At 60.2% G+C, this 24,502-nt stretch carries 18 protein-coding genes and 2 pseudogenes; 6 read left to right on the top strand and 14 right to left on the bottom strand.

From position 1 onward, the window contains the following. Window positions 1-223 precede the first annotated feature (223 nt). The 6 genes from KKQ10_RS03835 to tpx form a co-directional block, all read right to left on the bottom strand. Window positions 224-2,305 carry a putative bifunctional diguanylate cyclase/phosphodiesterase gene (locus tag KKQ10_RS03835; protein ID WP_215500251.1) on the bottom strand — a complete coding sequence of 694 codons (2,082 nt, stop codon included), beginning with the start codon at window positions 2,303-2,305 and terminating at the stop codon, window positions 224-226. 272 nt (window positions 2,306-2,577) lie between these two features. After that, window positions 2,578-4,038, bottom strand: coding sequence for an efflux transporter outer membrane subunit (locus KKQ10_RS03840; protein WP_215500252.1), 1,461 nt, complete (start codon window positions 4,036-4,038; stop codon window positions 2,578-2,580). After that, window positions 4,035-7,142: an efflux RND transporter permease subunit gene (locus KKQ10_RS03845; RefSeq protein ID WP_127647011.1), complete on the bottom strand. Its 3,108-nt coding sequence runs from the start codon at window positions 7,140-7,142 to the stop codon at window positions 4,035-4,037. Before KKQ10_RS03845 ends, KKQ10_RS03840 begins: the two co-directional genes overlap by 4 nt. 142 nt (window positions 7,143-7,284) lie before the next feature. Further along, window positions 7,285-10,386, bottom strand: coding sequence for an MdtB/MuxB family multidrug efflux RND transporter permease subunit (locus tag KKQ10_RS03850; protein ID WP_215500253.1), 3,102 nt, complete (start codon window positions 10,384-10,386; stop codon window positions 7,285-7,287). Then, the gene (locus KKQ10_RS03855) at window positions 10,383-11,690 is read right to left on the bottom strand and encodes an MdtA/MuxA family multidrug efflux RND transporter periplasmic adaptor subunit (RefSeq protein ID WP_215500254.1); all 1,308 of its coding nucleotides are present in this window, start codon (window positions 11,688-11,690) and stop codon (window positions 10,383-10,385) included. Before KKQ10_RS03855 ends, KKQ10_RS03850 begins: the two co-directional genes overlap by 4 nt. 175 nt (window positions 11,691-11,865) lie before the next feature. After that, complete coding sequence (tpx, locus tag KKQ10_RS03860; RefSeq protein WP_127647005.1) at window positions 11,866-12,366, bottom strand: thiol peroxidase; 501 nt, start codon at window positions 12,364-12,366, stop codon at window positions 11,866-11,868. A 370-nt stretch (window positions 12,367-12,736) separates the two neighbouring features. Between tpx and KKQ10_RS03865 the strand changes: the two genes are divergently transcribed. Next, the gene (locus KKQ10_RS03865; protein WP_127647003.1) at window positions 12,737-13,165 is read left to right on the top strand and encodes a YciI family protein; all 429 of its coding nucleotides are present in this window, start codon (window positions 12,737-12,739) and stop codon (window positions 13,163-13,165) included. A 98-nt stretch (window positions 13,166-13,263) separates the two neighbouring features. Here the strand turns inward: KKQ10_RS03865 and KKQ10_RS03870 are convergent, their stop codons facing one another. The 4 genes from KKQ10_RS03870 to KKQ10_RS03885 form a co-directional block, all read right to left on the bottom strand. Next, complete coding sequence (locus KKQ10_RS03870) at window positions 13,264-13,623, bottom strand: hypothetical protein (protein WP_252191451.1); 360 nt, start codon at window positions 13,621-13,623, stop codon at window positions 13,264-13,266. Between the two features lie 97 nt (window positions 13,624-13,720). Next, window positions 13,721-14,152 carry a hypothetical protein gene (locus KKQ10_RS03875; RefSeq protein WP_215500256.1) on the bottom strand — a complete coding sequence of 144 codons (432 nt, stop codon included), beginning with the start codon at window positions 14,150-14,152 and terminating at the stop codon, window positions 13,721-13,723. Continuing rightward, complete coding sequence (locus KKQ10_RS03880; protein WP_215500257.1) at window positions 14,146-14,412, bottom strand: hypothetical protein; 267 nt, start codon at window positions 14,410-14,412, stop codon at window positions 14,146-14,148. Before KKQ10_RS03880 ends, KKQ10_RS03875 begins: the two co-directional genes overlap by 7 nt. Before the next feature lie 34 nt (window positions 14,413-14,446). After that, window positions 14,447-14,917, bottom strand: coding sequence for a PAAR domain-containing protein (locus tag KKQ10_RS03885; RefSeq protein WP_215500258.1), 471 nt, complete (start codon window positions 14,915-14,917; stop codon window positions 14,447-14,449). A 638-nt stretch (window positions 14,918-15,555) separates the two neighbouring features. Here KKQ10_RS03885 and KKQ10_RS03890 point away from each other — a divergent pair. The 5 genes and pseudogenes from KKQ10_RS03890 to KKQ10_RS03910 all read left to right on the top strand — a co-directional run. Further along, window positions 15,556-15,944: pseudogene (locus KKQ10_RS03890) on the top strand (hypothetical protein). A 10-nt stretch (window positions 15,945-15,954) separates the two neighbouring features. Next, window positions 15,955-17,406, top strand: a complete 1,452-nt coding sequence (locus KKQ10_RS03895) for a DUF1254 domain-containing protein (RefSeq protein WP_127647001.1) — start codon at window positions 15,955-15,957, stop codon at window positions 17,404-17,406. Window positions 17,407-17,418: 12 nt separating this feature from the next. Further along, on the top strand, window positions 17,419-18,822 hold the full coding sequence (locus KKQ10_RS03900) for a DUF1254 domain-containing protein (protein WP_215500259.1): 1,404 nt from the start codon (window positions 17,419-17,421) through the stop codon (window positions 18,820-18,822). A 12-nt stretch (window positions 18,823-18,834) separates the two neighbouring features. After that, entirely contained in the window at window positions 18,835-19,785 is a 951-nt protein-coding gene (locus KKQ10_RS03905) for a SphA family protein (protein ID WP_215500260.1), read from the top strand. Between the two features lie 23 nt (window positions 19,786-19,808). After that, a pseudogene (locus KKQ10_RS03910) lies at window positions 19,809-20,025 on the top strand (AAA family ATPase); the annotation flags it as partial. Window positions 20,026-20,039: 14 nt separating this feature from the next. On the opposite strand, the gene KKQ10_RS03915 reads toward KKQ10_RS03910, so the two are convergent. The 4 genes from KKQ10_RS03915 to nirA form a co-directional block, all read right to left on the bottom strand. Continuing rightward, entirely contained in the window at window positions 20,040-20,717 is a 678-nt protein-coding gene (locus tag KKQ10_RS03915; RefSeq protein ID WP_215500261.1) for a DUF3313 domain-containing protein, read from the bottom strand. A 203-nt stretch (window positions 20,718-20,920) separates the two neighbouring features. Continuing rightward, the gene (locus KKQ10_RS03920; RefSeq protein ID WP_215500262.1) at window positions 20,921-21,895 is read right to left on the bottom strand and encodes a hypothetical protein; all 975 of its coding nucleotides are present in this window, start codon (window positions 21,893-21,895) and stop codon (window positions 20,921-20,923) included. A gap of 309 nt (window positions 21,896-22,204) precedes the next feature. After that, on the bottom strand, window positions 22,205-22,684 hold the full coding sequence (locus KKQ10_RS03925; protein ID WP_215500263.1) for a DUF934 domain-containing protein: 480 nt from the start codon (window positions 22,682-22,684) through the stop codon (window positions 22,205-22,207). Then, on the bottom strand, window positions 22,681-24,354 hold the full coding sequence (nirA, locus tag KKQ10_RS03930; protein ID WP_215500264.1) for a nitrite reductase NirA: 1,674 nt from the start codon (window positions 24,352-24,354) through the stop codon (window positions 22,681-22,683). Before nirA ends, KKQ10_RS03925 begins: the two co-directional genes overlap by 4 nt. Between the last annotated feature and the right edge of the window lie 148 nt (window positions 24,355-24,502).

Below are 24,502 nucleotides of genomic sequence, written 5' to 3' on the forward strand. Positions count from 1 at the left end.
AACAGTCGGGTGGAAGAATAACCGTCATTCACGGGTTTTGCATGGGCTGTGTCAAAGGCTTGAGCGCTCACGCAGTTTCGACGTTGCAGTGCCTTTGTGGCGAGGAAGCTTGCTCCTGCTGGCCTGCGCAGCAGGCCCATGTTTTAAAAGAGGGGTCGCTTCGCGACCCAACGGGAGCAAGCTCCCTCGCCACAGATGTTTCTGGCCTCGGCTCAGTGTGGAGTCAGACCACCGCCTGTTGCTCAACCCGCGCAATATCCTGCATGAATTTTTCCGCTGGCATCGGATGCCCCAGCAGATAACCCTGCAAAGAATCACACCCCAGTTCAGTCAGAAACGCCTGCTGCACACCGGTCTCGACACCTTCAGCAACAATGCGCAATCCAAGCGCCTGCCCCAACGCGACAATCGCCGAGACAATCGCCGCATCATCGCTATCGTGCTCCAGATCGCGAACAAAACCGCGGTCGATCTTCAGCTCGTTGGCCGGCAACCGCTTGAGGTACATCAGGCTCGAATAGCCGGTGCCGAAGTCGTCGATCGACAGGTCGACGCCCATGTCCGACAACTCCTGCAACACGGTCATGCTCGCATCGGCATCGCTCATGGCGGTGGTTTCAGTGATTTCCAGGGTCAGGCTGTTGGCCGGCAAATGGTGCGTCGCCAGCGCCTTGGCCACGCTCTGCACCAGCCCCGCGTGGCAGAACTGCAGCGCCGACAGGTTCACCGCGATGCGCCACTCGGTGTAGCCGAGCACGTACCATTCGCGCATCTGCCGGCAGGCCTCGTTGAGCACCCATTCGCCGATGGCGATGATCACGCCGGTCTTCTCCGCCAGATCGATGAACTTGTCCGGCAGCAACATGCCCTGGGTCGGGTGCTGCCAGCGCAGGAGCGCTTCGGCGCCAACCGGACGGCCGTTGGCGGCATCGAACTTGGGTTGGTAATGCAGGCAGAACTGATTGTGCTCCAGCGCCGCACGCAGGTCTTGCAACAGTTGCAGTTGCTTGCGCGCGTTGTTGTTCATCGATGCGTCGAAAAAGCTGTAACCGTTTTTGCCGCCGCCCTTGGCGTGATACATCGCCGCGTCGGCGTTCCTCAACAGCTCCTGAGCACTCTGACCATTGCCCGGGTACAAGGCGATGCCGACACTGGCGGAAATCTGCAAATCGTGTTCGGCCACCCGAAACGACTGGCCGATCAAGCCGACCTGGCGGGCAGCCAGGCTCAGGGCATCGTTGGGTTCGTTCAGACGCACCAACAGCACGAATTCATCGCCGCCGATCCGTGCCAGCGTGTCCTGACTGCGCAAGTCCTCGCGCAGACGGGCCCCGACTTCGCGCAGCAACTGGTCTCCCATGTGATGACCGAAAGCATCGTTGACCGGTTTGAAACCGTCCAGATCGATGAACATCAGCGCAAAACACCCACCCTGCTCCTCGACTTTATTCATCGCCTGATTGATCCGGTCGTCCAGCAGCATGCGGTTTGGCAGGCCGGTCAAGGTGTCGTGCAGCGCCAGTTGGGTCAGCTCGCGGTTGGCCAGGGTCAGCGAATGCGCCAGATCGGCCGTACGCGTTTCGAGGCGGGCATCGAGGATCGACGTCAGCAAGGCGATCGACAACACCGCCAGCGTGGTGATCAGCACCAGACTGTCGAGGCCGTTGCCCTTCAGCCCGTTGAGCGTTGCGCCGCAGAAACTGCCATCGGGAAACTGCGCAGCAGCCATGCCGGTGTAGTGCATGCCGACGATGGCGATGCCCATGAACACCGCCGCGCCGCCGCGAATCAGGCGTACATAAGGTGAGTGCTGGCGCAAGCGAAAAGCGATCCACAAGGCTGCCGCCGAGGCCCCGATCGCGATCAGCAGTGACGCGCCGAACAGCGTCGGGTCGTAATCGATCCCCGGGGTCATGCGCAGCGCTGCCATGCCGGTGTAATGCATCGCGCTGATCCCGGCGCCCATGATCAAGGCGCCAAACGCCAATTGCAGAATCGGTAGCTTCGGCTGGCTGACCAGCCACAGGGCAAACCCGCAGGACAGCACCGCGATCAACAGCGACAACGCGGTGATCGGAGTGTCGTAACCGAGGGTGATCGGCAGTTTGAACGCGAGCATGCCGATAAAGTGCATCGACCACACGCCGACGCCCATCGCCAGTGCGCCGCCCGCGGTCCAGAAATGCACCGCACGCCCACGGGCGGTGGCGATGCGCCCGGTCAGATCAAGCGCCGTATACGACGCCAGAATCGCCACGCACAGCGAAATGAAAACCAGAGTGAAGGAATAATTACCGATGAGCATGGGGATTCTCGCAGCCACCCGCGCCGTACTGCGTCCATTCTCGGCCGGGAAAATGCGGCGATTGTACTGATTGCGCAGAAGAACGCACTGACAAAGTAATCATTTTGCCATCAAGCCGATGAAACGCTTGTTTGATCGCTCTGCAAGGCTCTGAAACAGCCTTCACAGGCTACTCAAATCCCCTGCAGGAGTTGCGGCACGCCGCGTTTTTTTGACTTTGCTTTTGAAGATCAAGATCAAAGGATCGCAGCGTGCCGCAGCTCCTACACAGTTTATTCGGCAGGCACTTGCCCATCCCAGCCACCGCCCAGCGCCGCGATCAACTGCACGCTGGCAATCAAGCGGTTCTGCAGAATGTTGAGGACGGTGCGCTCGTTGCTCAGCGCCGTGGCCTGCACCACCACCACGTCGAGGTAGGCGATCAACCCGGCCTTGTACTGGTTCTGGGTCAGGCGCAACGAGTCGCGCGCGGCGTCCAGCGCTTCCTGACGCACCACCGCCTCGTTCTCATACACCTTCAATTGCACCAGATAGTTTTCCACCTCGCGGAAACCGTCGAGCACGGTCTGGCGGTACTTGGCGACGGTCTGGTCATACACCGCCTCGGTGCGATCGACTTCGGCGGAACGGATCCCGCCATCGAAGATCGGCAAGTCCAGTTTCGGGCCAACCGACCAGAAACGGTTGGGCAGCGTCAGGAGGTTTTTTGATGTACTGCTGCTGTAACCGCCGCTCATGCTCAGGGTCAGGTCCGGGTAGTACGCCGCTTTTGCCACACCGATGTTGGCGTTGGCGGCGATCACCGAGCGTTCCGCCGAAGCGATGTCCGGACGCCGTTCCAGCAACTGCGACGGCAGGTTCAACGGAATCTGCGGCAGGTTCGGAATGTTCTGGGTCTCGGCGATGCTGAACTCGGCCGGTGCCTGTCCGGTGAGCACCGCGATAGCGTTTTCGAATTGCGCGCGCTGCCAGATCAGGTCCACCAGATCGCCCTGGGTGCTTTTCAGCTGGGTCTGAGCCTGCGCTACCGCATCACGTCCGGAGATCCCTGCGCGGTACTGGTTCTGGGTCATTTGCAGCGATTTTTCGTAAGCCGCCACCGTCGACTCGAGCAAGCGTTTCTGTTGATCGATCACGCGCAATTGCAGGTAATTCTGCACCAGTTCCGATTGCTGGCTCAGACGCATCGCCGCCAGATCGGCAAAACTGGCCTGGGCGCTGGCTTCGTCGGCCTCAAGTCCCCGACGCAATTTGCCCCAGATGTCCGCCTCCCAACTCACGCCCAACTGCGCATTGTAGGTGTCGCGAATGCCGCTGGAAGAACTGCTCAGGCTCGAACTGCTACTACCGGTGCCCTGGCTGGAGCGGGTCTTGCCCACGCTCAGGTCGACACTCGGGTAAAACGCCCCGCGGGCACTGCGTACCAAAGCCTGGGCCTGACGGTACTGAGCCTCGGACTGGGCGACGGTCTGGTTGGCGCTGTTGAGTTTCTCGACCAGTGCGTTGAGTTGCTGATCGCCATACAGCTCCCACCAGGCGCCGCGGGCCAGCGAGTCGCTGGGGTTGGCCTGACGCCAGCCCTTGGCCTCTTTGTATTGCGCGATTTCGGCGGTCTGCGGGCGCTGATAGTCCGGGCCGACGGCGCAGGCACTGAGCATCGCCACGCACAGCGACAGGCTCAACAGACGCGAGCCCCGCACAGTGGCCAGATTGATAAGCGAACGGTCAGTCATAGCGGAGTTTCCAGAGCAGCGTCAGTACGCACGCCACGCCACTTGTTGAAACGGTGGCGCAACTTGTCGAGATAGAGGTAAACCACCGGGGTGGTGTAAAGGGTCAGCACCTGGCTGAAGATCAGCCCGCCGATGATGGTCAGGCCCAGCGGCTGGCGCATCTCTGCGCCCTCGGCCCGGCTGAGCAGCAACGGCAAGGCACCGAGAATCGCCGCCAGGGTAGTCATCAGAATCGGCCGCAGTCGTTGCAGGCAGGCGCTGCGGATCGACTCCAGCGGCGACAGGCCCTGATGGCGCTCCAGTTGCAGCGCCAGATCGATCATCAGGATCGCGTTTTTCTTCACCACACCGATCAGCAGGAACAGCCCGAGCAACGAGATCAGGCTGAACTCGCCGCCCAGCGCATAGATCGACAGCAACGCACCGACCCCGGCCGACGGCAACGTCGAAAGAATCGTCAGCGGGTGAATGTAGCTTTCATAGAGCACCCCGAGCACCAGATACACCGCCAGCAGCGCGCCGAGGATCATGAATGGCTGACTCTTCTGGGTCGCGGCAAAGGCGTCGGCGGTGCCGGCCATTTTCGCAATCACCTCTTCCGGCAAACCGACCTTGGCAATTGCCCGCTCGATCGCGGCGCTGCCCTGCTCCACTGTCACCCCTTCGGCCATGTCGAAGGCGATGCTTTCGGAGGCGAACTGGCCTTCGTGGCTGACCCGGTCGTCTTCCAGGCTGTTTTCGTAGTGGGCGATGGTCGACAACGGAATCCGTGCGCCATCAGCGGTGATCACCTGCACTTGCTTGAGGGTCACCGGATCCTGCGCGTACTTCGGATTGACCTCCATCACCACCTGATACTGGTTGAGGCTGTCGTAGATGGTCGAGATCTGCCGCTGGCTGTAGGCGTTGTTCAACACCGCCGTGACCATGTTCATGTCGACGCCGAGGCGCTTGGCCTGATCGCGGTCGACAATCAGCGTCACCTGCTGTGCACCGCGCCCTTCGCGGGCATCGATGGCCGTCAGTTCAGGCAGTGCGCGCAGCGCGGTGACCACTTTCGGATACCACTCGCGCAACGCCCCCAGATCACCGCTTTGCAGGATGTAGCTGTATTGCGAGGTGGTCTGCTCGCGGCCACCGCCGAACTGCAAGTCCTGGTCCGCCATCAGCATCAACTGGGCGCCGGGCACCTTGGGCATTTCCTTGCGCAGCCGCTCGATGACCTTCTGCGCCGACAGGTTGCGTTCCTTGATCGGCTTCAGGCGCACCAGCATGAAGGCATTGTTGGTGCCGTTGGTGCCTCCGATGAACCCGGCCACGCTTTCCACCGCTTCGTCCTTGAGCACGGCGCGGCGGAAGGTTTCCATTTTCGGCTGCATCACGTTGAACGACAGGCCGTCGTCGCCGCGCACGAAACCGATCAACTGACCAGTGTCCTGCTGCGGCATGAACGTCTTGGGCACAACCACATACAGGGCGACGTTGACCCCGACCGTGATGATCAGGCTGAGCAAGGTCAGGCGCCGATGGCGCAGCACCCAGTCGAGGCTGGTGGCGTACTTGCCGACCATCCAGTCGTTGGTCTTGCGGCTCCAGCGTTGCAGACGGTTTTCCTGCCCCGGCGTGTGCGGCTTGAGCCAGCGCGCACAGAGCATCGGCGTCAGGGTCAGCGAGACCACCAGCGACACCACGATCGCCGCCGCCAACGTGATGGAAAACTCGCGGAACAGACTCTCGACAATTCCGCCCATGAACAGGATCGACAGGAATACCGCCACCAGCGACACGTTCATCGACAGCAAGGTGAAGCCGACTTCCTTGGCCCCGAGATACGCGGCCTGCATCGGTTTGATGCCTTCGTCGATGTGCCGGGAAATGTTCTCCAGCACCACGATGGCATCGTCCACCACCAGCCCGGTGGCCAGAATCAGCGCCATCAGCGACAGGTTGTTCAGCGAGAAGCCATACAGGTACATCACCGCAAAGGTGCCGACCAGCGACACCGGCACCGCCAGCGTCGGAATCAGCGAGGCGCGGAAGTTACCGAGAAACAGAAACACCACCAGAATCACCAGCGCCACGGCGATCAGCAGGGTCATTTCCGCTTCATGCAGGGTGGCCTTGATCACCGGCGAGCGGTCCATCGCCAGATTCAGCTTCACGCTGGCCGGCAGCACCGCTTGCAGGGCCGGCAACTGGGCCTTGATCTCGTTGACCGTCTCAATGATGTTGGCGCCGGCCTGGCGGTTGATCACCAGCAGCACCGCCGCGTCATCGTTGAAGAAACCGCTGTTGTAACGGTCTTCGACGCCATCGCTGACCTTGGCCACGTCCTTCAGGCGCAGGGCCGCGCCGTTGTTGTAATGGATGATCAGCGATTCGTAATCCTTGGCCTTCTCCAACTGGTCGTTGGCCTGGATCTGCCACAGGCGCTCGCCGTCTTCGACCGAGCCCTTGGGCCGGCGCACGTTGGCCCCGGCGATGGTCTTGCGCACATCGTCGAGCGCCACGCCGTACTGGTTCAGCGCCTGCGGTTCGAGTTCGATGCGCACCGCCGGCAACGAACTGCCGCCGATCTGCACTTCGCCCACGCCCTGCACCTGCGACAGGCTCTGGGACAGGATGGTCGAGGCCAGGTCATAGAGCTGGCCTTTTTCCAGCACGTCCGAGGTCAGCGACAGCACCATGATCGGCGCCTGCGACGGATTGACCTTCTTGTAGGTCGGCATGCTGCGCATCCCGCTCGGCAACAGATTGCGCGAAGCGTTGATCGCCGCCTGCACCTCGCGTGCCGCGCCGTTGATGTCGCGGTCGAGGTCAAACTGCAGAATGACCCGGGTCGAGCCCTGGCTGGAGCGGCTGCTCATGGTGTTGACGCCGGCAATCGCGCCGAACGAGCGTTCCAGCGGCGTCGCCACCGTGGACGCCATCACCTCGGGACTGGCGCCGGGCAGACTAGCCTGGACCACGATCACCGGGAAATCCATTTGCGGCAGCGGCGACACCGGCAGCAAACCGAAGCTGACACCGCCGAGCAGCATGATCGCCAGGCTCAGGAGCATGGTCGCGACCGGGCGCTTGATGAAAGGACCGGAGAGGTTCATTGACCACGATCCCCGACTTCACCGCAATCCCCTGTAGGAGTGAGCCTGCTCGCGATAGCGGTGTGTATGCCTCCACTGATATTGAATGTGCCGGCCTCATCGCGAGCAGGCTCACTCCTACAGGGGTTATGTGTACGAACTGTCATACCGGCACCTCATCGCTATCGGCATTGGTCTTGCCGAAGCGCCGGCCCAGGCGGTCGAAGTACAGGTAGATCACTGGCGTGGTGAACAGGGTCAGCACCTGGCTGACCAGCAGGCCACCAACCATCACCAGACCCAGTGGCTGACGCAATTCAGCCCCGGAACCGGTGGCCAGCATCAACGGCACCGCACCGAACAATGCCGCCAGCGTCGTCATCAGGATCGGCCGGAAGCGCAGCAGCGCTGCCTGGTAGATCGCCTGCTCCGGCGCCATGCCCTGGGTGCGTTCGGCATCGAGGGCGAAGTCGATCATCATGATCGCGTTCTTCTTGACGATACCGATCAGCAGGATGATGCCAATGATCGCGATCATGCCCAGGTCATTGCCGCTGAGCAGCAAGGCCAGCAAGGCACCCACGGCCGCCGAGGGCAAGGTCGAGAGAATGGTGATCGGGTGGATGTAACTCTCGTAGAGCACGCCGAGCACGATGTACATGGTCACCACCGCCGCCAGAATCAGCAGCAAGGTGCTCGACAGCGAGGCCTGGAATGCTTCGGCCGCGCCCTGGAACTGGGTCTGCACGCCAATCGGCATGCCGATGTCCTTCTGCACCTGATCGATGATGTCCACCGCGTGCCCCAGCGCCACGCCGGGGGCGAGGTTGAACGACATCATTACCGCCGGGAACTGGCCAATGTGGGTGATCGCCAGTTGCGCCTGACGCTCCTCGACGTGGGCCAGACTCGACAGACGCACCTGCGCGCCGTCAGTGGTCTTGACGTGAATCTGGTCCAGCGCCTGCGGGCCGATCTTCTCCCCGGCCTGCGCCTGCAGCACCACGCGGTACTGGCTGGCCTGGGTGTAGATGGTGGAAATCTGCCGCTGACCGAACGCGTCATACAGCGCGTCGGTAATGTTCTGCACCGAAACGCCGAGGCGCGAGGCCGCATCGCGATCAATCACCAGATAGACCTGCAAACCCTTGTCCTGCAAGTCGCTGGCTACGTCGGTCAGTTCCGGACGCTGCGCCAGCGCCTCGACCAGACGCCCGCTCCACTGGCTGAGCAGTTCGGCGTCCGGCGACGACATGCTGAATTGATACTGGGTACGACTGACCCGGTCCTCGATGGTCAGGTCCTGCACCGGTTGCATGAACAGGCGGATACCGACCAGCTTGTCCAGTTGCGGCTGCAGGCGCGCGATCACTTCGGTGGCGCTGAGGTCACGCTCGCCGTGGGATTTGAGGTTGATCAGCAGACGGCCACTGTTGAGCGTAGCGTTGTCGCCGTCGACACCGATGTAGGACGACAGACTCTCCACCGCCGGATCTTGCAGAATCACTTTCGCCAGCGCCTGCTGACGCTCACCCATGGCGGCAAAGGAAATCGACTGCGGCGCCTCGGAAATGCCCTGGATCACCCCGGTGTCCTGCACCGGGAAGAAGCCCTTGGGCACCACCATGTACAGGAACACGGTCAGCGCCAGCGTGCCAATGGCCACCAGCAGGGTCAGCGGCTGGTGCTTGAGCACCCACTGCAACTTGCGCCCGTAGGCAGCGATCATCCAGTCGATGAAGGCGCCGCTGGCCCGGTAGAAACGGCCCTGTTCGTGGGCTTGCGGCTCTCGTTTGAGCAGGCGCGCGCACATCATCGGGGTCAACGTCAGCGAGACCACCAGAGAAATCAGGATCGCCACCGCCAGGGTGATGGCGAACTCGCGGAACAGCCGCCCGACCACATCGGCCATGAACAGCAGCGGAATCAGTACGGCGATCAGCGACAGGGTCAGGGAAATCAGGGTGAAGCCGATCTGCTTGGCGCCCTTGAGCGCGGCCTGCATCGGGCTGTCGCCCTCCTCGATGAAGCGCGCAATGTTCTCCAGCATCACGATCGCATCGTCGACCACGAAACCGGTGGCGATGGTCAATGCCATCAATGTCAGGTTGTTGACCGAAAACCCGGCCAGGTACATCACGCCGAAGGTGCCGATCAGCGACAGCGGCACCGCCACGGACGGAATGATCGTCGCACTGGCGCGACGCAGAAACAGGAACGTCACCATCACCACCAGGGCGATGGCGATCAGCAGTTCGTGCTGCACGTCGGTGACCGAGGCGCGGATGGTCTGGGTCCGGTCGGTGAGTACGGTGACGTCGAGGCCGGCCGGCAGGTTGTCGGTGATGCTCGGCAGCAGCGCCTTGATCCGGTCGACCACTTCAATCACGTTGGCGCCCGGCTGACGCTGGATATTCAGCAGCACCGCCTGATTCTGGTTGGCCCACGCGGCCAGACGCTCGTTTTCGGCGCCGTCGACAATTTCCGCCACGTCCTTGAGCCGTAACGGCGCGCCGTTCTTGTAGGCGAGAATCAGGTTGGCGTAGTCCTTGGGCGAGGTCAGCTGGTCGTTGGCATCGAGCATCGAGACCCGGGTCGGGCCGTCGAAGTTACCCTTGGGCTGGTTGACGTTGGACGCGCCGATCAGGGTGCGCACGTCTTCCAGGTTCAGGCTGTTGGCCGCCAGCGCTTCCGGGTTGACCTTGATCCGCACCGCCTGACGCTGACCGCCGGCAATGCTGACCATGCCGACGCCGCTGATCTGGGCGATTTTCTGCGCCATGCGCGTGTCGACCAGATCATTGAGTTTGGGCAGCAGCATGGTTTTCGAGGTGATCGCCAGGGTCAGCACCGGGGTGTCCGCCGGGTTGACCTTGTTGTACACCGGCGGCGCCGGCAAGTCGGTCGGCAACAGGTTGGTCGCAGCGTTGATCGCGGCCTGCACCTGCTGCTCGGCGACGTCCATGTTGATGTCGAGGCTGAAACGCAGGGTCAACACCGACGCGCCACCGGAACTGGTCGAGGCCATTTGCGTCAGGCCCGGCATCTGCCCGAACTGACGCTCGAGCGGCGCGGTCACGGCGCTGGTCATCACGTCCGGACTGGCGCCGGGGTACAGGGTCATGACGCGGATGGTCGGGTAATCGACCTGCGGCAAGGCCGAGACCGGCAGCAGGCGATAGGCAATCAGGCCGGCCAGGACAATGGCCAGCATACTCAGGGTGGTAGCTACCGGACGGAGGATGAACAGCCGCGAAATGTTCATGCGCCCTTCTTGGCCTTGTCAGTCACGGCGGCGTCCGGCGTATTGGCGGCAGGCTTGCCCTGCAGGTGCCCGGTCGGGGTGGTCGGCACGTCATTGCTGTCGTTGACCACTTCCACCTCACTGCCCTCTTTCAGACGATCAGTCCCTTCGAGCACCACGCGGTCGCCTGCAGCCAGACCTTCGGTAACCACGGTGTTGTTGCCGTCGCTCGCGCCGATCTTCAATTGGCGGATGGTGACTTTCTTGTCGCCGTCCAGGGCGTAGACGAAGGTGCCGTTGGTGCCAAACTGAATCGCCGCCGACGGGGCCAGCACGACGCCTTTGAGCGTGTCGGCCAGCAGGTGGACGTTGACGAACTGGTTGGGAAACAGCGCTTGATCGCGGTTGTCGTAACGGGCCTTGAATTTCAGGGTGCCGGTGGCGACGTCGATCTGGTTGTCGAGGCTTTGCAGCACGCCGCTGGCCTGGATTTTCGTGTCGCCACGGTCCCACGCTTCGGCCGGCAGTCTGGCGCCGCTGTGGTAGCGGGCGAGCACGGTTTCGAGGTTGTTTTCCGGCAGGGTGAATACCACGCTGATCGGCTGGGTCTGGGTGATCACCGCGAGGAAGGTGGTGTCGTTGGCCGCCACCAGGTTACCGACGTCGAGCTGACGCAGGCCGACGCGTCCGGCAATCGGTGCGCGGATTTTGGTGAATTCGAGATTGAGCTTGGCGTCGTTGACCGCCGCCTGATTGGTCTTGACCGTGCCCAGGTACTGGCCGACCAGCGCTTCGGCGGTGTCCAGGGTCTGCTTGGCGATACTGTCTTCCTTGTACAGGCCGCGATAACGCTCGACATCGACCTGTGCGTTTTTCAGCTGTGCCTGATTCTGCAGCAAGGTGCCTTCAGCCTGCAGCAAGGCGTTCTGGTACGGACGCGGATCGATCTCTGCCAGCAGGTCGCCGGCCTTGACCATCTGCCCTTCCTCGAAATTGATCTTCACCAGCTCCCCGCCGACCCGGCTGCGCACATTGATGGTGTTGAGCGCGGTCACCGTGCCCAGCGCCTTGTAGTACAGCGGGAAGTCACCGGTGACCGCCGCAGCCACACGCACCGGAATCGGCCCGGCCGCGCCGCCGAAGCCTGGGCGCATCACTCCCGAACGTCCGGCATGGCCGGTCGCGGCTTTCTCGCCGCCCTCCTTGAGGGCCGAACCGGCGGGCCAGAATTTCCAGCAGAGCACGGCGATGACCAACAGGACGAGCAGGCTGATCAGCCAGCGACGGGAGTTGCGAGGGGACGATTGCATGGAGTGATTAACCATTGGGCGCGTGGGCTTCTTTTACGGGAGGCTGAACGATAAGCACTGGCAGGATTTAAGCAAAGCAGCTTTACCGGCAATTTACCTTCAACTTACGTTTCAAGGTATGAGGCAAAACACTGATACACAAATGAAAACGGCCTGGACAGAGCCAGGCCGTTAACAATTGTAAAAGCGCTTATTTCAGTACGGCGAGTGCTGCTTCGTAGTTGGGTTCTTCAGCGATTTCCTTGACCAGCTCGCTGTGCAGAACGTTGTCGTTCTCGTCCAGAACCACCACCGCACGGGCGGTCAGGCCTTTGAGCGGGCCGTCTGCGATGGCCACACCGTAGTTCTCGATGAACTCGGTGCCGCGCAGGGTCGACAGGTTTTGTACGTTTTCCAGGCCTTCAGCGCCGCAGAAACGGGCCTGGGCGAATGGCAGGTCAGCCGAGATGCACAGCACCACGGTGTTGGCGAGGTCGTTGGCCTGAGCGTTGAACTTGCGTACCGAAGTCGCGCAGGTCGGGGTATCGACGCTTGGGAAGATGTTCAGCACTTTGCGCTTGCCGGCGTAGTCTTTCAGGGTGACGTCGGACAGATTGCCGGCAACCAGGGAAAAGGCTGGCGCCTTGGAACCGGCTTGTGGCAACTGGCCGTTGACTTGAACCGGGTTGCCTTTAAGGGTGACTTGAGCCATGACTTGAGTCCTTCTAGCGTTTTTGGTTGGAAAGCATGCAAGAGGCCGAAGTTAACCACGAAATTGTCCGACGACCTATGCCCTGATTGAAATTGTCAGGGGAGCGAACAGAGAATTGTATACAAAGCCGCCGTCGTTCCCCCTGTAGGAGTGAGCCTGCTCGCGATTGCGTCATGTTGCCTCATACAGCGCCATCGCGAGCAGGCTCACTCCTACAAATAGTTGCAGCATGTTCCCATGGCGGACACATCTCGTAAGGGTTGATGCTGGTTAAAGCGCAGGTCTGCATCTTTATTTAGAAGACCTGTCGATTCATGCGCGGCCCGTTCGACTAAACCATGAATCCACCCCATTCCCTGGAGCAACCACCATGCGATTCATGATCCTTGTCAAAGCCAGCGCCGACTCCGAAGCCGGCATCATGCCCAGCGAAGAGCTGATCACCGCCATGGGCAATTTCAACGAAGAACTGGTCAAGGCCGGCATCCTCATCGACGCCGACGGCCTGCACCCCAGCAGCAAAGGCGCGCGCGTGCGGTTTTCCGGAGATAAACGCACGGTCATCGACGGCCCGTTCATCGAGACCAAGGAGCTGGTGGCCGGTTACTGGATCTGGGAAGTGAAGTCGAAGGAGGAAGCCATCGAGTGGGTCAAGCGCTGCCCGAACCCGATGCCGGGCACCGAGGCAGAAATCGAGATTCGACAGATATTTTCCGCCGAGGACTTCGGTGCCGAGTTCACCCCGGAAGCGCGTGCGCAGGAGGAGCGAATTCGCGAGCAGGCGAAGAAAAACGCCTGACCCCACTATCCTCTGTAGGAGCTGCCGCAGGCTGCGATCTTTTGATGTTGATCGACTAAAACAAGATCAAAAGATCGCAGCGACAGCTACTGAATCGGTCAGTCGGGCATCGAGCGGATTATGTCCGCCAGATCATCCTTGGTTATTTCATTGGCTTTGATAGCAGCGGCGATATCTGTTTTGGAAAGAGGGAAACGCTTGAACATTTCTTTCAAAACTTCCGCATCAACATTGGCCAACCAAAGCGGGTCGATAAAGGAACCACCATACTCAGGCTTCATCGCTACTTCTTCGTGTGCAATCGCACCTTTATGGTTGAGATACACCACATAACGATCATGTCCCTCAGGAAAACTTTTATCGTGATATAGCGTAGTACCCAAAGGCAGGACATAGTAGTTCTCGTCGCCATCGGGCCCTTCAATCAGCAACGGTTCTTTGGTTTTGATCATTTTCATATCGTGCCCCTTCGCAATATCGCCAAAAATCAGAAAAGCAAAAAAAATCGCATTTACGGATAAAGCTGCCACCAACCATAGGCCCAGGCGCCTATTTTTAAACGTTTTTCTTATCATAAGGAGCCTCGGTATTTGCTTCGAGCATGGCTTGTAAATCCGCAGGCATGAAGATCCCGTCCTTCGGACTACTTTGCGTACGCGCTGCCTGTCTCTCGATGAAAGAGAGACCTCTCATCTCATTATATTTCGCCGGGTTCTGCACAATTGACTTACCCGAAACCTTTGCCCCTGCAATTGTCACGGTTGTGCAGTTGTTCGTAGTCGGATGATAGTTGGACGGCAAGACATACCGTGCTGATGTCGTAGTCTTTTTTCTCTGCTCTTTTTGCTGAGCGATAATGCCATCGAAATGAGCGATCACAGCCTCCGCCTTTGCATTAGCCAAAGAATAAACAAAACCTGTTGTTGTACGCCCCAAACTGTTCTCGCCAGAGATATAGGCTTTGAAGGAAGTCCAAACGTTCAGCACGCCCTCCCCCTCACTATCGAATGTCCCCACGTCTTACCATAGCGGCCAAAGTCATAGGTAATGTCTTTGCTGCCGACCACCACGTGTAAAGCCGCGTGTCCGAAAGGATGCTCTTCTTTATCGCGGGTGTAAGGACCACCCACCAGTACTTCCATGTAGGCACCGGACACGACTATCTGGTTGGTCTTTGTGGTTTTCCCTGATGCGCCTGTATTTTTTGCTGCCTGTGTTGTGCTGGTAGTTTTAGTAGGCTGAACCATTAAAGATGTTCCGCATCTTCAAGTTTCGGAAACTTTATGCTGCAACTCCCCTGGGAATATTTGCAACATGCACAAAGCCATTTTCGTCAAGGACGCCTGTCATCAAGGTTCCATCCGGAAGCGTCAATTCATAAGCCTCGTTCGCCATGGGCTCATCTCTTTCGTTAAGCAACTGAAACTCGACAAAAGTCTTTTCTTTCAGAAACTGCGAGAAGAAACTGGTGGAGGCGCCACCACCTGACTCGCCGACGAAGGTGTCGGGTGAACCGGCGGTAATCGTCGCTCCGCATGCCGTTTGCGAGCCAACATGGGCAACGTCTTTCCCCAACCCGAAAACATGGGGAGCGCCCGTCGTTATGGGATTGCTGCCGTGAACCGGGCAGGAATAGATATCTCCTACCAAAGCCACAGGAGTTGAATTAACAAAAATAGGACTTGATCCAGTGGTGATATTTCCGCCGTGACTCCCTGGATCTCCGAGCTTTGCGACTGGCTTTCCTGCCATCGTTTCTCTCCTTTGAATATCACGATTTGCAGATGTTACCTGATCTTTGATGACTCCAGAACGATCAAAGCCCCATCCTAGCCAAACGCCTTGCTTCGTGCTTGCGCTGCACTCCCTCGATCAATGCTTTGATTTCTGCCAATACTTACTTATATGGAATATTGGAGCACTGGTCTCCGATCGACTTCTGGATTTCTGGACTTCTGCACGGAATCAACGGTCATGGCCGGCGGCCCGCTCTTCGCTTCCGAACGCTGGAACGGTGTGGAAAACCGTGATCCCGGGTGTTTTCGAATTGAGAGCGAATTCGCGAGCAGGCGAAGAAAAACGCCTGCCCCCACTATCCTCTGTAGGAGCTGCCGCAGGCTGCGATCTTTTGATGTTGACCTTCAGAACAAGATCAAAAGATCGCAGCCTGCGGCAGCTCCTACAGAGGGGCGTTGTCTTGGCATTAACGCTTCAGTACACAACTTCCTGCAAAGCCTTACACAGAACCAAAGAATTAATTCATTCGACTGGCTAACGCCCCATTAGCTGCTAGCGTCAATCGGACATGTCCTACCTTCTTGATAAGGAAGGGATTACGCCCTAACGGCCGCCAAGTGCCGAGTTGTCTATGAGCCACCAGAGAATCGGGGATGACGTTCAATCGAGTGGGGAAGACTCTTTTTCTGACCGGTTCGCTGGCCGCAACGTGTGCGCAGGCGAATAACGCCGAAGACTCCAATAAAAGCAATATCGCACCCGGTGCGAACCTGCAGGACAACTACCCGCCCCGACTCTACGACTCCAACGCCCACACCAACGACGTGTTGCCGCGCGCCACCCTGCCGATCAGCCCCCGCCCCGATCCGCATAATGGCTACAGCAATACCCACTACATCCCCATCGGCCCGGGCGTGGGCAAGGTCTGGAAGTCCGGCAGCCACATCCTCAACGCCTTCATCGAGCCGCAGTGGACCGCAAGGGTGACGGTCTGCCGCAATTCACCCTGTACACGGGCATCAACGTGACGTTTGGAAAATAAGGATATTGCAATGCACATTGCACTTCGCGCCGCCGGTTTCAGCCTGATGACGTTGTTCGCCAGTTGTGGTGTCGGCGCCCAGGACCTCGATACACGCATCGGCAAGATCGCCATGGAGGGCGAGCTGCCGACCCATGACTCGATTGCCAAACTGTACGCCGAACTGGATTTCCAGCAGGCGACCCAGAGTTATCTGTGGGCCTTGCCGCTGGTGTCCTACGCCCAGTGGCAGGAAGCGTTTCGCGACAAGCTCGGCGCACGCAGCGGCGATCTGATGATCCTCAACAGCTACGAAGACAAGCTCGGGGTGATCACCGCCAATGCCACCACCCCTTACATTCTCGGGTTCGTCGATCTGAGTGAAACCGGGCCGCTGGTGATCGAGTTGCCGCCGGGGCCTACCGCTGGCGGCATCGGTGATTTCTGGCAGCGGGCGATCATCGACATGGGCCAGACCGGCCCCGACAAGGGCCAGGGCGGCAAATACCTGGTACTGCCACCGGGCGCCGAACCACCGGCGGATGCCGGCCAGTACTACCTGGCCAAATCGGAAACCATGAATGTGCTGGTAGGTTTGCGCGTGCTCGATCCGGACCCGGCCAAGGGCAAGGCGCTGGTCGGGAAATTCAAGATGTACCCGTACGCCCAGCGCAGTAATCCGGGCGACACCCGCCTGCTCTCGCCGCAAGGCAAGCCGTGGTCGGGCACACAGCCGGGGGGCATTGCCTACTGGGAACGCCTGCACCAGATCATCCAGAAAGAACCGGTCAATGAACGTGACCGGTTCTACATGGCGATGCTTGCCAGTCTGGGCATCGAAAAGGACAAACCCTTCAACCCCAACACCCGGCAACGCAAGGCATTGGAGCAAGGGGTCGAGGTCGGCGAGTTGATCGCCAAGGCCAACACCTTCGCCAAGCGTTTCCCCGACGCCCAGTACTGGCCCGACCGGCATTGGGACACAGTGCTGAACATCGCCGAGCCGTCACAACGCGTGGCCTATTACGACCAGCTGTGGGAACGCAGCGCATGGTTCTACGAGGCGGTCACCAACACCAAGGGCATGGTTTCCAAAACACCAGGGCTGGGCCAGACCTATCTCGGCGCCTACACCGACGCCAAGGGCGACTGGCTCGACGGCGGCAAGCACTATCGCCTGCACGTTGGCGCCAACCCGCCGGCCAAACAGTTCTGGTCAATGACCGTTTACGACATCGCCAGCCGCTGTCTGATCGATAACCCGCAGCGCAAGGCCGACCTGTCCTCGCGTCAGGACCTGAAGAAAAACCCCGACGGCTCGGTGGATCTGTACTTCGGCCCGACCGCGCCCAAGGGCTTTGAAAACAACTGGGTGCAAACCCTGCCCGGCAAACACTGGTTCAGTTATTTCCGTCTGTACGCGCCGACCGAAGCGTATTTCGACAAGAGCTGGAAACTCGACGACATCACGCTCGCACAATGACAAGGAAGCGCCATGCACACACGCAATCTGTTACTGACCAGCCTTGCCCTGACTCTGAGCTGCAGCGCCTGGGCCGATTTCAGCGCCAGCCCTGAAGAAGCCCGGGGCATTGCCAAAGAGGCCTATCTGTATGGCTTCCCGGTGGTGGAGATGTACAAGACCCTCTACACCCAGGCCGTCGACCGCAAGAGCCCGAACTTCAAGGCGCCGTTCAACCAGATCGGCAACACTGCCAAAGCCTTCACCGCCAAGGACACCGCCTTCGTCACGCCGAATGCCGACACGCCCTACTCGTTCGTCTGGATGGACCTGCGCGCCGAGCCGCTGATCCTGACCCTGCCGCCGATCGAGGAACACCGTTACTACTCGGTGCAGTTGATCGACGCCTACACGCAGAACTTCGCTTATCTGGGCACCCGCAGTACCGGCAACAATGGCGGCCATTTCATGATTGCCGGGCCGGAATGGCAGGGCCAGCAACCGGTGAATATCGATCGCCTGCTGCGCAGCGAAAGCAACATCACTTACGCGCTGTACCGCACGCAGCTGTTCGATGAAAAGGATCTGGGCAAGGTCAAGCAGATCCAGAAAGGCTACAAGGTCGAACCCCTCAGCCATTACCTGAAACAGAAAGCCCCGGCACCGGCACCAAAAGTCAGTTGGCCGAAACCCACGCCGACCATGAGTGAGACCCCGGACCTGTTCCGTTACCTGAACTTCCTGCTCGCCTTCACGCCACCGCAGGACGTCGAGAAAGACCTGCTCGCGCGTTTCGCCAAAATCGGCATCGGTGCCGGCCAGCCCTTTGATCCGGGCAAACTCAGCGCCGAACAACGCAAGGCGCTGGAAGACGGCATCAGCGACGCCAAGGCCGAGTTCGCCGCGTTCAAGAAAGACCAGGTCGACGCGCACAAGCTCAGCAGCGGTGACCTGTTCGGCACCCGCGATCACCTCAAGGGCAACTACCTGTACCGCTACGCCGGGGCCAATATGGGTATCTTCGGCAACTCCGCCGAAGAGGCGAACTACATCGGCTACTTCGTTGACAAGGACGGGCAACCGGTCGACGCCTCGAAACACGATTACACCCTGCATTTCGACAAGGGTGCCCTGCCCCCGGCCGATGCGTTCTGGTCGCTGACGATGTACGACGGCAAGAGCAAATTGCTGGTAGCCAACCCGCTCAACCGCTACCTGATCAACTCGCGGATGCTGCCCGGGCTGACGCTCGATGCTGACGGCGGCCTGACCCTGTATGTGCAGCACAAGAACCCGGGCAAGGACCAGCAGGCCAATTGGCTGCCGGCGCCGAACGGGCCGTTCTACGGGATCTTGCGGCTCTATCTGCCCAAACCGGAAGTGACCAACGGCGAATGGAAGATGCCGCAGCTCACCCCCGTCAGCTCAAAACAATAAGCGGAGCCATTGATGGTCAAGCCTTGTGTTGTGCGTCCGCTGTTGGCGCTGTGCATGATCGGCAGTACTCAACTCTACGCAACCGAGGGAGGTGTTGGCCGGCCGATCACCGGGCAACAGGTCTACTCCAACGCCGGGATCATCCCGCCGGAGCCAGGCTGGGTGGTATCGGTGACGAGCATCTGGTACGACGGCTCGCTGAAAGGCAATCGTGGCGCGCCGATTTCCGGTGAAATCAGTGCCGGGATCGACATGAAAGTCTCCTACACCATGACCAATCTGACCCGCATCTGGGACACCGGCAAAGGTCCGTGGAACTTCGCCTCGGCGATCGGCATTCCGCTGCAGTACACCGACATCGACGCGGCCATCACCGGCCCGCGTGGGCGGACCCTCGGCACCGGCGATTCCGGCACTCAGTTTGCCGATGCACTGGTGACGCCGATTGCCGCCGGTTACCACTTCGATGAACTGAATCACATCGCGTTTTCCCTGCCGATCTACGTGCCGACCGGTGCCTACAACGAGAACCGCCTGGCCAACCCGGGGCAGAACAACTACACATTCATGCCGACCGTGGCCTTCACCCACCTGGATGGCAAGGGTGGCGAGTTCACCCTGTCCAGCGGTCTGGAGTTCTATACCGAAAACACCACCACGGATTATCGCAACGGCAACATCTTCACCCTCGATGCGTTGTGGACCCACGGTTTTGGCAATGGCTGGAGCGCAGGTCTCGCGGCCGGTTATATCCAGCAGGTTACCGACGACAAGGGCCAGACCGCCGACGCACTGAATGGCTTCCGTGGCCGCTCGGTGGGCGCCGGTCCGGTGATCGGCTGGGCCGGCAAGTTCGCCGACGCCCAGGCCAACATCAGCGCGCGTTGGGTGCCGGAGTTCGACACCAGCAATCGCCCCGAAGGCAATGGTTTCGCCGTCAACCTGACCCTGGCGTTTTTCTAGACCGGCCAACAAAGGGCTGTCCCATGACCGCTCTCACCGGTCTCAACGCCTGCAAGCCAGCATCGCCGAAGCGGTACCTGGCCAGGCTCGGGTCATTTGGCAGATCCACCTCGGCCTGTTGGCCAACGGGCACTTGCTGCTGGAAAGCCTGCCGGGGCTGGCCAAGACCCGCACGGTCAAGGCCCTGGCCAAACACCTCGATGCGAAGATGAGCCGATCCAGTTCACCCCGGACTTGCTGTAAGCCCCGTCGGACTACCGGGATTCGGACTTCAGCTTGCGATACATCTGCATCAAGTCATTGGCCCAGCCGTCAATCACTGGCTTGACGTCGCTTGCCTTCATTGCCTGCGCGTCGTTTTCCAAGGGTTTGCCAGTGCCTTTGCGCACCACTTGCGCCACGACCTTGTTGCTCGCGCCATCGAGGAATACCGCTTCGGTGGCCAGAGTGGTTTCCTGATCGCGGATACCGCTCGCGGTGCTGACCGCAGCAGCTACCAGAGCAATCGGGATCACTTCATACCCATGCAGACCTTCGGTCTTGCTGCTCACGGCGGTGATCGCCGCACGCACCACAATCACACCCGGGCCGGGGCCGGTGGCCAACGGCAATTCTTTGCCGATTTCACGCTTGAGCGCCTGATCGTAGTAGGAGGTGATGCCATTGAGGGTTTGCTGGGAGATCTTCGCGGTCGCTTGTGGTTTCGGATAGAGCTGAGTCGGCTCGATGTAGACACTGGTGAATTTGTTGATGTCCACCTTCGGATCGATCCAGCGCATCACTTCGGCACCGGATGGGGACTTGGCCTCCTTGAGCTGGCTGTAGTCCTTGAGAAAGCCGGAATACTCATCGGGAGCGACGGTTTTGCTGGAACAACCGACCACGCCAAGGGTGGCAATACACAGTGTGCCCATCATCACTGCAAGCTTCATGCTGTAACTCCTGTCAGAAGGCCGAACACTTTTGTATAGGGGGAGCTACAGGTATAGCTAAAACTTCGGCAATTGCGATTCGCAGAGACAAATTCAGCGGAGATTATTGGCGCGGCGTTGGCCGGTCCAGAAAGTCGTTGATCCCTTGTGAGAGCGAGCAGGCTCGCTCTCACAGGGTCAGTGTTGAACTCAAGCGCCGGGTATCACCAGGACGATGTCGCCCCGCTCTTCAACGCCATCTCCCGCCGACTGTTGGCGCGCATCGCCTTGACCAGCGACACCGAGCCCACCAGCAGGATCGCCGCGCCGAACAGGAAGTCGATGTTGTACAGCTGGAAGTCCTGCACCGGGCCCACCAGCACCACGCGCACCACGGCAATCGCGACCAGTGTGGCGAGGAAGTCGACCCCCGGTTCGTCACGATAGAACACATGCAGCAACGGCAGGCACAGCACCAGCAGCAACAACAGCACCACGACCTTGAACGAGCCTTTGCGCTCGACGCTGAACGCACATTCGTGCGGGCCGTAGGCCTTGTAGTCCTCGTCGCGGATCATCGAGTTTTTCTCGTTGATGTACTCGACGCGGTTGTACTTCTGGATCGGCGTGAAGGTGTTGGACATGTCCATCAGCGTGGTGATGTTCTTGAAGCGCAGGTCGATGCGCTCGCTGCCCTTGAGGTAATACAGCACCGGTTTATAGCCGTAGCGATAGGTGTCGAAGGGGAATTCGGTGACCTGGCCCTGTACTCCGATCGGCCGTGGCTCGAGTTCGGCGTAAGCGCTCTTGGTCGGCGACGCGAGGTTGCGACTCAGGGGCTGGACCTTGACCTGTTCCAGGAGGATCGGCGTGACGCCGTACGACCACTGCAAGGGTTCCAGGCGCAGACGCAGTTCATTGCGACCGAGGTCGTAGCGGTTGAAGGTGCGTTCGGACACCACCAGCGAGCCGCTGAGCATGAACTCGCCGCGCAGGTTGTTGGTCACGCGCAAGGTCAGTTGATCCTTGCCCAACAGCGCCGCTTCAGTGGACGGCGGCGTGCCGCACCACGCGGTGCTTTCGCCGGCGCCGCCCAACTGGCCGTCGCGGTTTTCCTTGATCACATAGAAGTAACTGGCCCACAGCGTCAGCATCAACAGCATCGCCGTGAGGCCCAAAATCTTTTTGCCCGCATTCACTACCCAGACTCCCTTCTTCGTTCCGTCGTCCAGCCGAAAACCCGCTGGCGTCGGGGACTCTACCAAAAGGCCAGCATCGACCCAAGGGAAAATCCGGGGATGGCGTGCGATGTAAGGGTTTCCCCTGTATTGAAACGCCGGTGCGCAATACTGTGGTGAGGGGGCTCGCCCCCGTTGGGCAGCGAAGCGGCCCCCACAAAGGCTGTCGCGCCAGGTCAGACAGACAGCATGCACAGAATTGCGACTGCTGCGCAGCCGAACGGGGGCAAGCCCCCTCACCACAAAGTTATTTGTCAGGCATTGAATAGCTCAGCGGCGGCGGAACAGTGGGCGCGGCTCAATGACGGAGCGGCCGTACAGCACGCTCATCCCCGCCAAACCCTTGAGCGCATCCTCAGCCGATTTGTCCTCACGCACTGCAAAGCTGTCGAACCCGCATTGGCGCATGTGGCTGAGTTGATCACGCAACACATCGCCAATCGCGCGTAACTCGCCTGCCCAGCCAAAACGGCTGCGCAGCAGATACGCCTGGCTGTAGGCGCGGCCGTCGCGAAAGCTCGGGAAGTCCAGGGCAATCAACGGCAGCGAAGCCAGCCACGGCACCACGCTTTCGACCTCATCGTCCGGCCCCAGCCACACCGCGTGGGTCGACGGCGATTGCAGCCAGTGCACCAGCGGCAGAATCAGCAATCCTTGCGGCCTGCCCTGCTCCGGCTCGCGAATGAGCGACCATGGATCGTTCTCGACCAGCCGCGCCACACCCTGCTCCAACCGCAACAGATTGTTCATGCCGTCCCCTCCAGTGCTTTCGGGTAGACCCGTTCCTTGAACGGTTCCAGGCCAATGCGCGCCAGGGTGTCGACAAACAGCTCCTCGCTTTCGCGGTAACGCACGAACGTGCCGATGATCCGCTCGATCACCTGCGGCACTTCGGCGGCGCTGAACGACGGGCCGATGACTTTGCCCAGTGCGCTGTTTTTGCCCTGGGCGCCACCGAGGGTGATCTGGTACCACTCGCTGCCGTTCTTATCGACGCCGAGGATGCCGATATTACCGATGTGGTGGTGCCCGCAGGCATTCATGCAGCCGGAGATGTTCAGGCTGATGTCGCCCAGATCGTGCAGGTAATCAAGGTTGTCGAAACGCGCCTGAATCGCCTGGGCGATCGGGATCGACTTGGCGTTGGCCAGCGCGCAGAAGTCGCCGCCCGGGCAGGCGATGATGTCGGTCAGCAGGCCGACGTTGGCGCTGCCCAGATCCTGCTCACAAGCCAGTTGCCAGAGGGCGTACAGGTCGGATTTTTGCACATCGGGCAGGACGATATTCTGCTCATGAGCAATGCGGATCTCGCCAAAACCAAAGCGCTCCGACCAGTCGGCGACGGCCAGCATCTGCACCCCGCTGACATCCCCCGGCGGCGCAGCCAGGCCCGGTTTGGTCGACAGCACCACGCTGGTGTAACCGGGTTTCTTGTGCGGTTGCACGTTGCGCGCGACCCAACGGGCGAACGCCGGGCTCTCGGCCAGACGCGTGCCGAAGTCCAGATCGGTGTCGGCCAGGGTGTGGTAGATCGGCGGCACGAACGCACTGGCGACCCGCTCGTACTCAGCGTCGGTCAACTGCGCCGGGCCGTCCTTGAGGTGTTGCCATTCTTCTTCGACTTCCCGGGCGAACGCTTCGATGCCCAGCGCCTTGACCAGAATCTTGATCCGCGCCTTGTACTTGTTGTCACGCCGGCCATGGCGATTGTAGACCCGCAAGATCGCCTCGACGTAGGACAACAGATGCTGCCACGGCAACCCTTCCCGGATCTGCAGACCCAGAATCGGTGTGCGCCCCAGTCCGCCGCCGACGATCACCCGCAGCAGCATTTGTCCGTCGCGCCCGGGGTAAAGATAGAGGCCGATGTCATGCATCATGATCGCCGCGCGATCCTGCTTCGCCGAGCAAATGGCGATCTTGAACTTGCGCGGCAGAAAGAGGAATTCCGGGTTGATCGTCGACCACTGGCGGAGGATTTCCGCCAACGGACGCGGGTCGATCATCTCGTCCGCCGCGACCCCGGCGAACGCCTCGGTAGTGATGTTGCGCACGCAGTTGCCGGAGGTCTGGATCGCATGCATGTTGACCTGCGCCAGGCGTTCGAGAATGTCCGGCACTTCGCTCAGTTCGATCCAGTTGAATTGCAGGTTCTGCCGGGTGGTGAAGTGGCCGTAGCCGCGATCGTAGTCGGCGGCGATGCTCGCCAGGGTGCGCATCTGTTCGGCGCTCAGGGTGCCGTAGGGAATCGCCACCCGCAGCATGTACGCGTGCTTTTGCATATACAGGCCGTTCTGCAGGCGCAACGGCAGGAACTCTTCTTCGCTCAACTCCCCGGCCATGAAGCGCTCGACCTGATCGCGGAATTGCGCAACGCGCTCGAACACCAGCGCCCGGTCGTAATCATCGTATTGATACATGCAGCGGCTACCCCATCAGAAATTGTGCGCAATTGCTGTAGGAGTGAGCCTGCTCGCGATTGCGGTGTGTCAGGCAACGGGGATGTTGGCTGACACACCGCAATCGCGAGCAGGCTCACTCCTACAGATTTTAAAAGCACTATGGCGG

This window comes from Pseudomonas sp. MG-9 (assembly GCF_018729515.1).
GTDB lineage: Bacteria > Pseudomonadota > Gammaproteobacteria > Pseudomonadales > Pseudomonadaceae > Aquipseudomonas > Aquipseudomonas serboccidentalis.

Excerpts from the sequence above, each read along its gene's own strand:
- KKQ10_RS03915 (WP_215500261.1), bottom strand. The coding sequence starts at position 20,717 with ATGAAGCTTGCAGTGATGATGGGCACACTGTGTATTGCCACCCTTGGC.
- KKQ10_RS03850 (WP_215500253.1), bottom strand. The coding sequence starts at position 10,386 with ATGAACATTTCGCGGCTGTTCATCCTCCGTCCGGTAGCTACCACCCTG.
- KKQ10_RS03840 (WP_215500252.1), bottom strand. The coding sequence starts at position 4,038 with ATGACTGACCGTTCGCTTATCAATCTGGCCACTGTGCGGGGCTCGCGT.
- KKQ10_RS03885 (WP_215500258.1), bottom strand. The coding sequence starts at position 14,917 with ATGGCAGGAAAGCCAGTCGCAAAGCTCGGAGATCCAGGGAGTCACGGC.
- nirA (WP_215500264.1), bottom strand. The coding sequence starts at position 24,354 with ATGTATCAATACGATGATTACGACCGGGCGCTGGTGTTCGAGCGCGTT.
- KKQ10_RS03880 (WP_215500257.1), bottom strand. The coding sequence starts at position 14,412 with ATGGTTCAGCCTACTAAAACTACCAGCACAACACAGGCAGCAAAAAAT.
- KKQ10_RS03900 (WP_215500259.1), top strand. The coding sequence starts at position 17,419 with ATGCACACACGCAATCTGTTACTGACCAGCCTTGCCCTGACTCTGAGC.
- KKQ10_RS03855 (WP_215500254.1), bottom strand. The coding sequence starts at position 11,690 with ATGGTTAATCACTCCATGCAATCGTCCCCTCGCAACTCCCGTCGCTGG.
- KKQ10_RS03845 (WP_127647011.1), bottom strand. The coding sequence starts at position 7,142 with ATGAACCTCTCCGGTCCTTTCATCAAGCGCCCGGTCGCGACCATGCTC.
- KKQ10_RS03905 (WP_215500260.1), top strand. The coding sequence starts at position 18,835 with ATGGTCAAGCCTTGTGTTGTGCGTCCGCTGTTGGCGCTGTGCATGATC.
- KKQ10_RS03870 (WP_252191451.1), bottom strand. The coding sequence starts at position 13,623 with ATGAAAATGATCAAAACCAAAGAACCGTTGCTGATTGAAGGGCCCGAT.
- KKQ10_RS03865 (WP_127647003.1), top strand. The coding sequence starts at position 12,737 with ATGCGATTCATGATCCTTGTCAAAGCCAGCGCCGACTCCGAAGCCGGC.
- KKQ10_RS03835 (WP_215500251.1), bottom strand. The coding sequence starts at position 2,305 with ATGCTCATCGGTAATTATTCCTTCACTCTGGTTTTCATTTCGCTGTGC.
- tpx (WP_127647005.1), bottom strand. The coding sequence starts at position 12,366 with ATGGCTCAAGTCACCCTTAAAGGCAACCCGGTTCAAGTCAACGGCCAG.
- KKQ10_RS03925 (WP_215500263.1), bottom strand. The coding sequence starts at position 22,684 with ATGAACAATCTGTTGCGGTTGGAGCAGGGTGTGGCGCGGCTGGTCGAG.
- KKQ10_RS03895 (WP_127647001.1), top strand. The coding sequence starts at position 15,955 with ATGCACATTGCACTTCGCGCCGCCGGTTTCAGCCTGATGACGTTGTTC.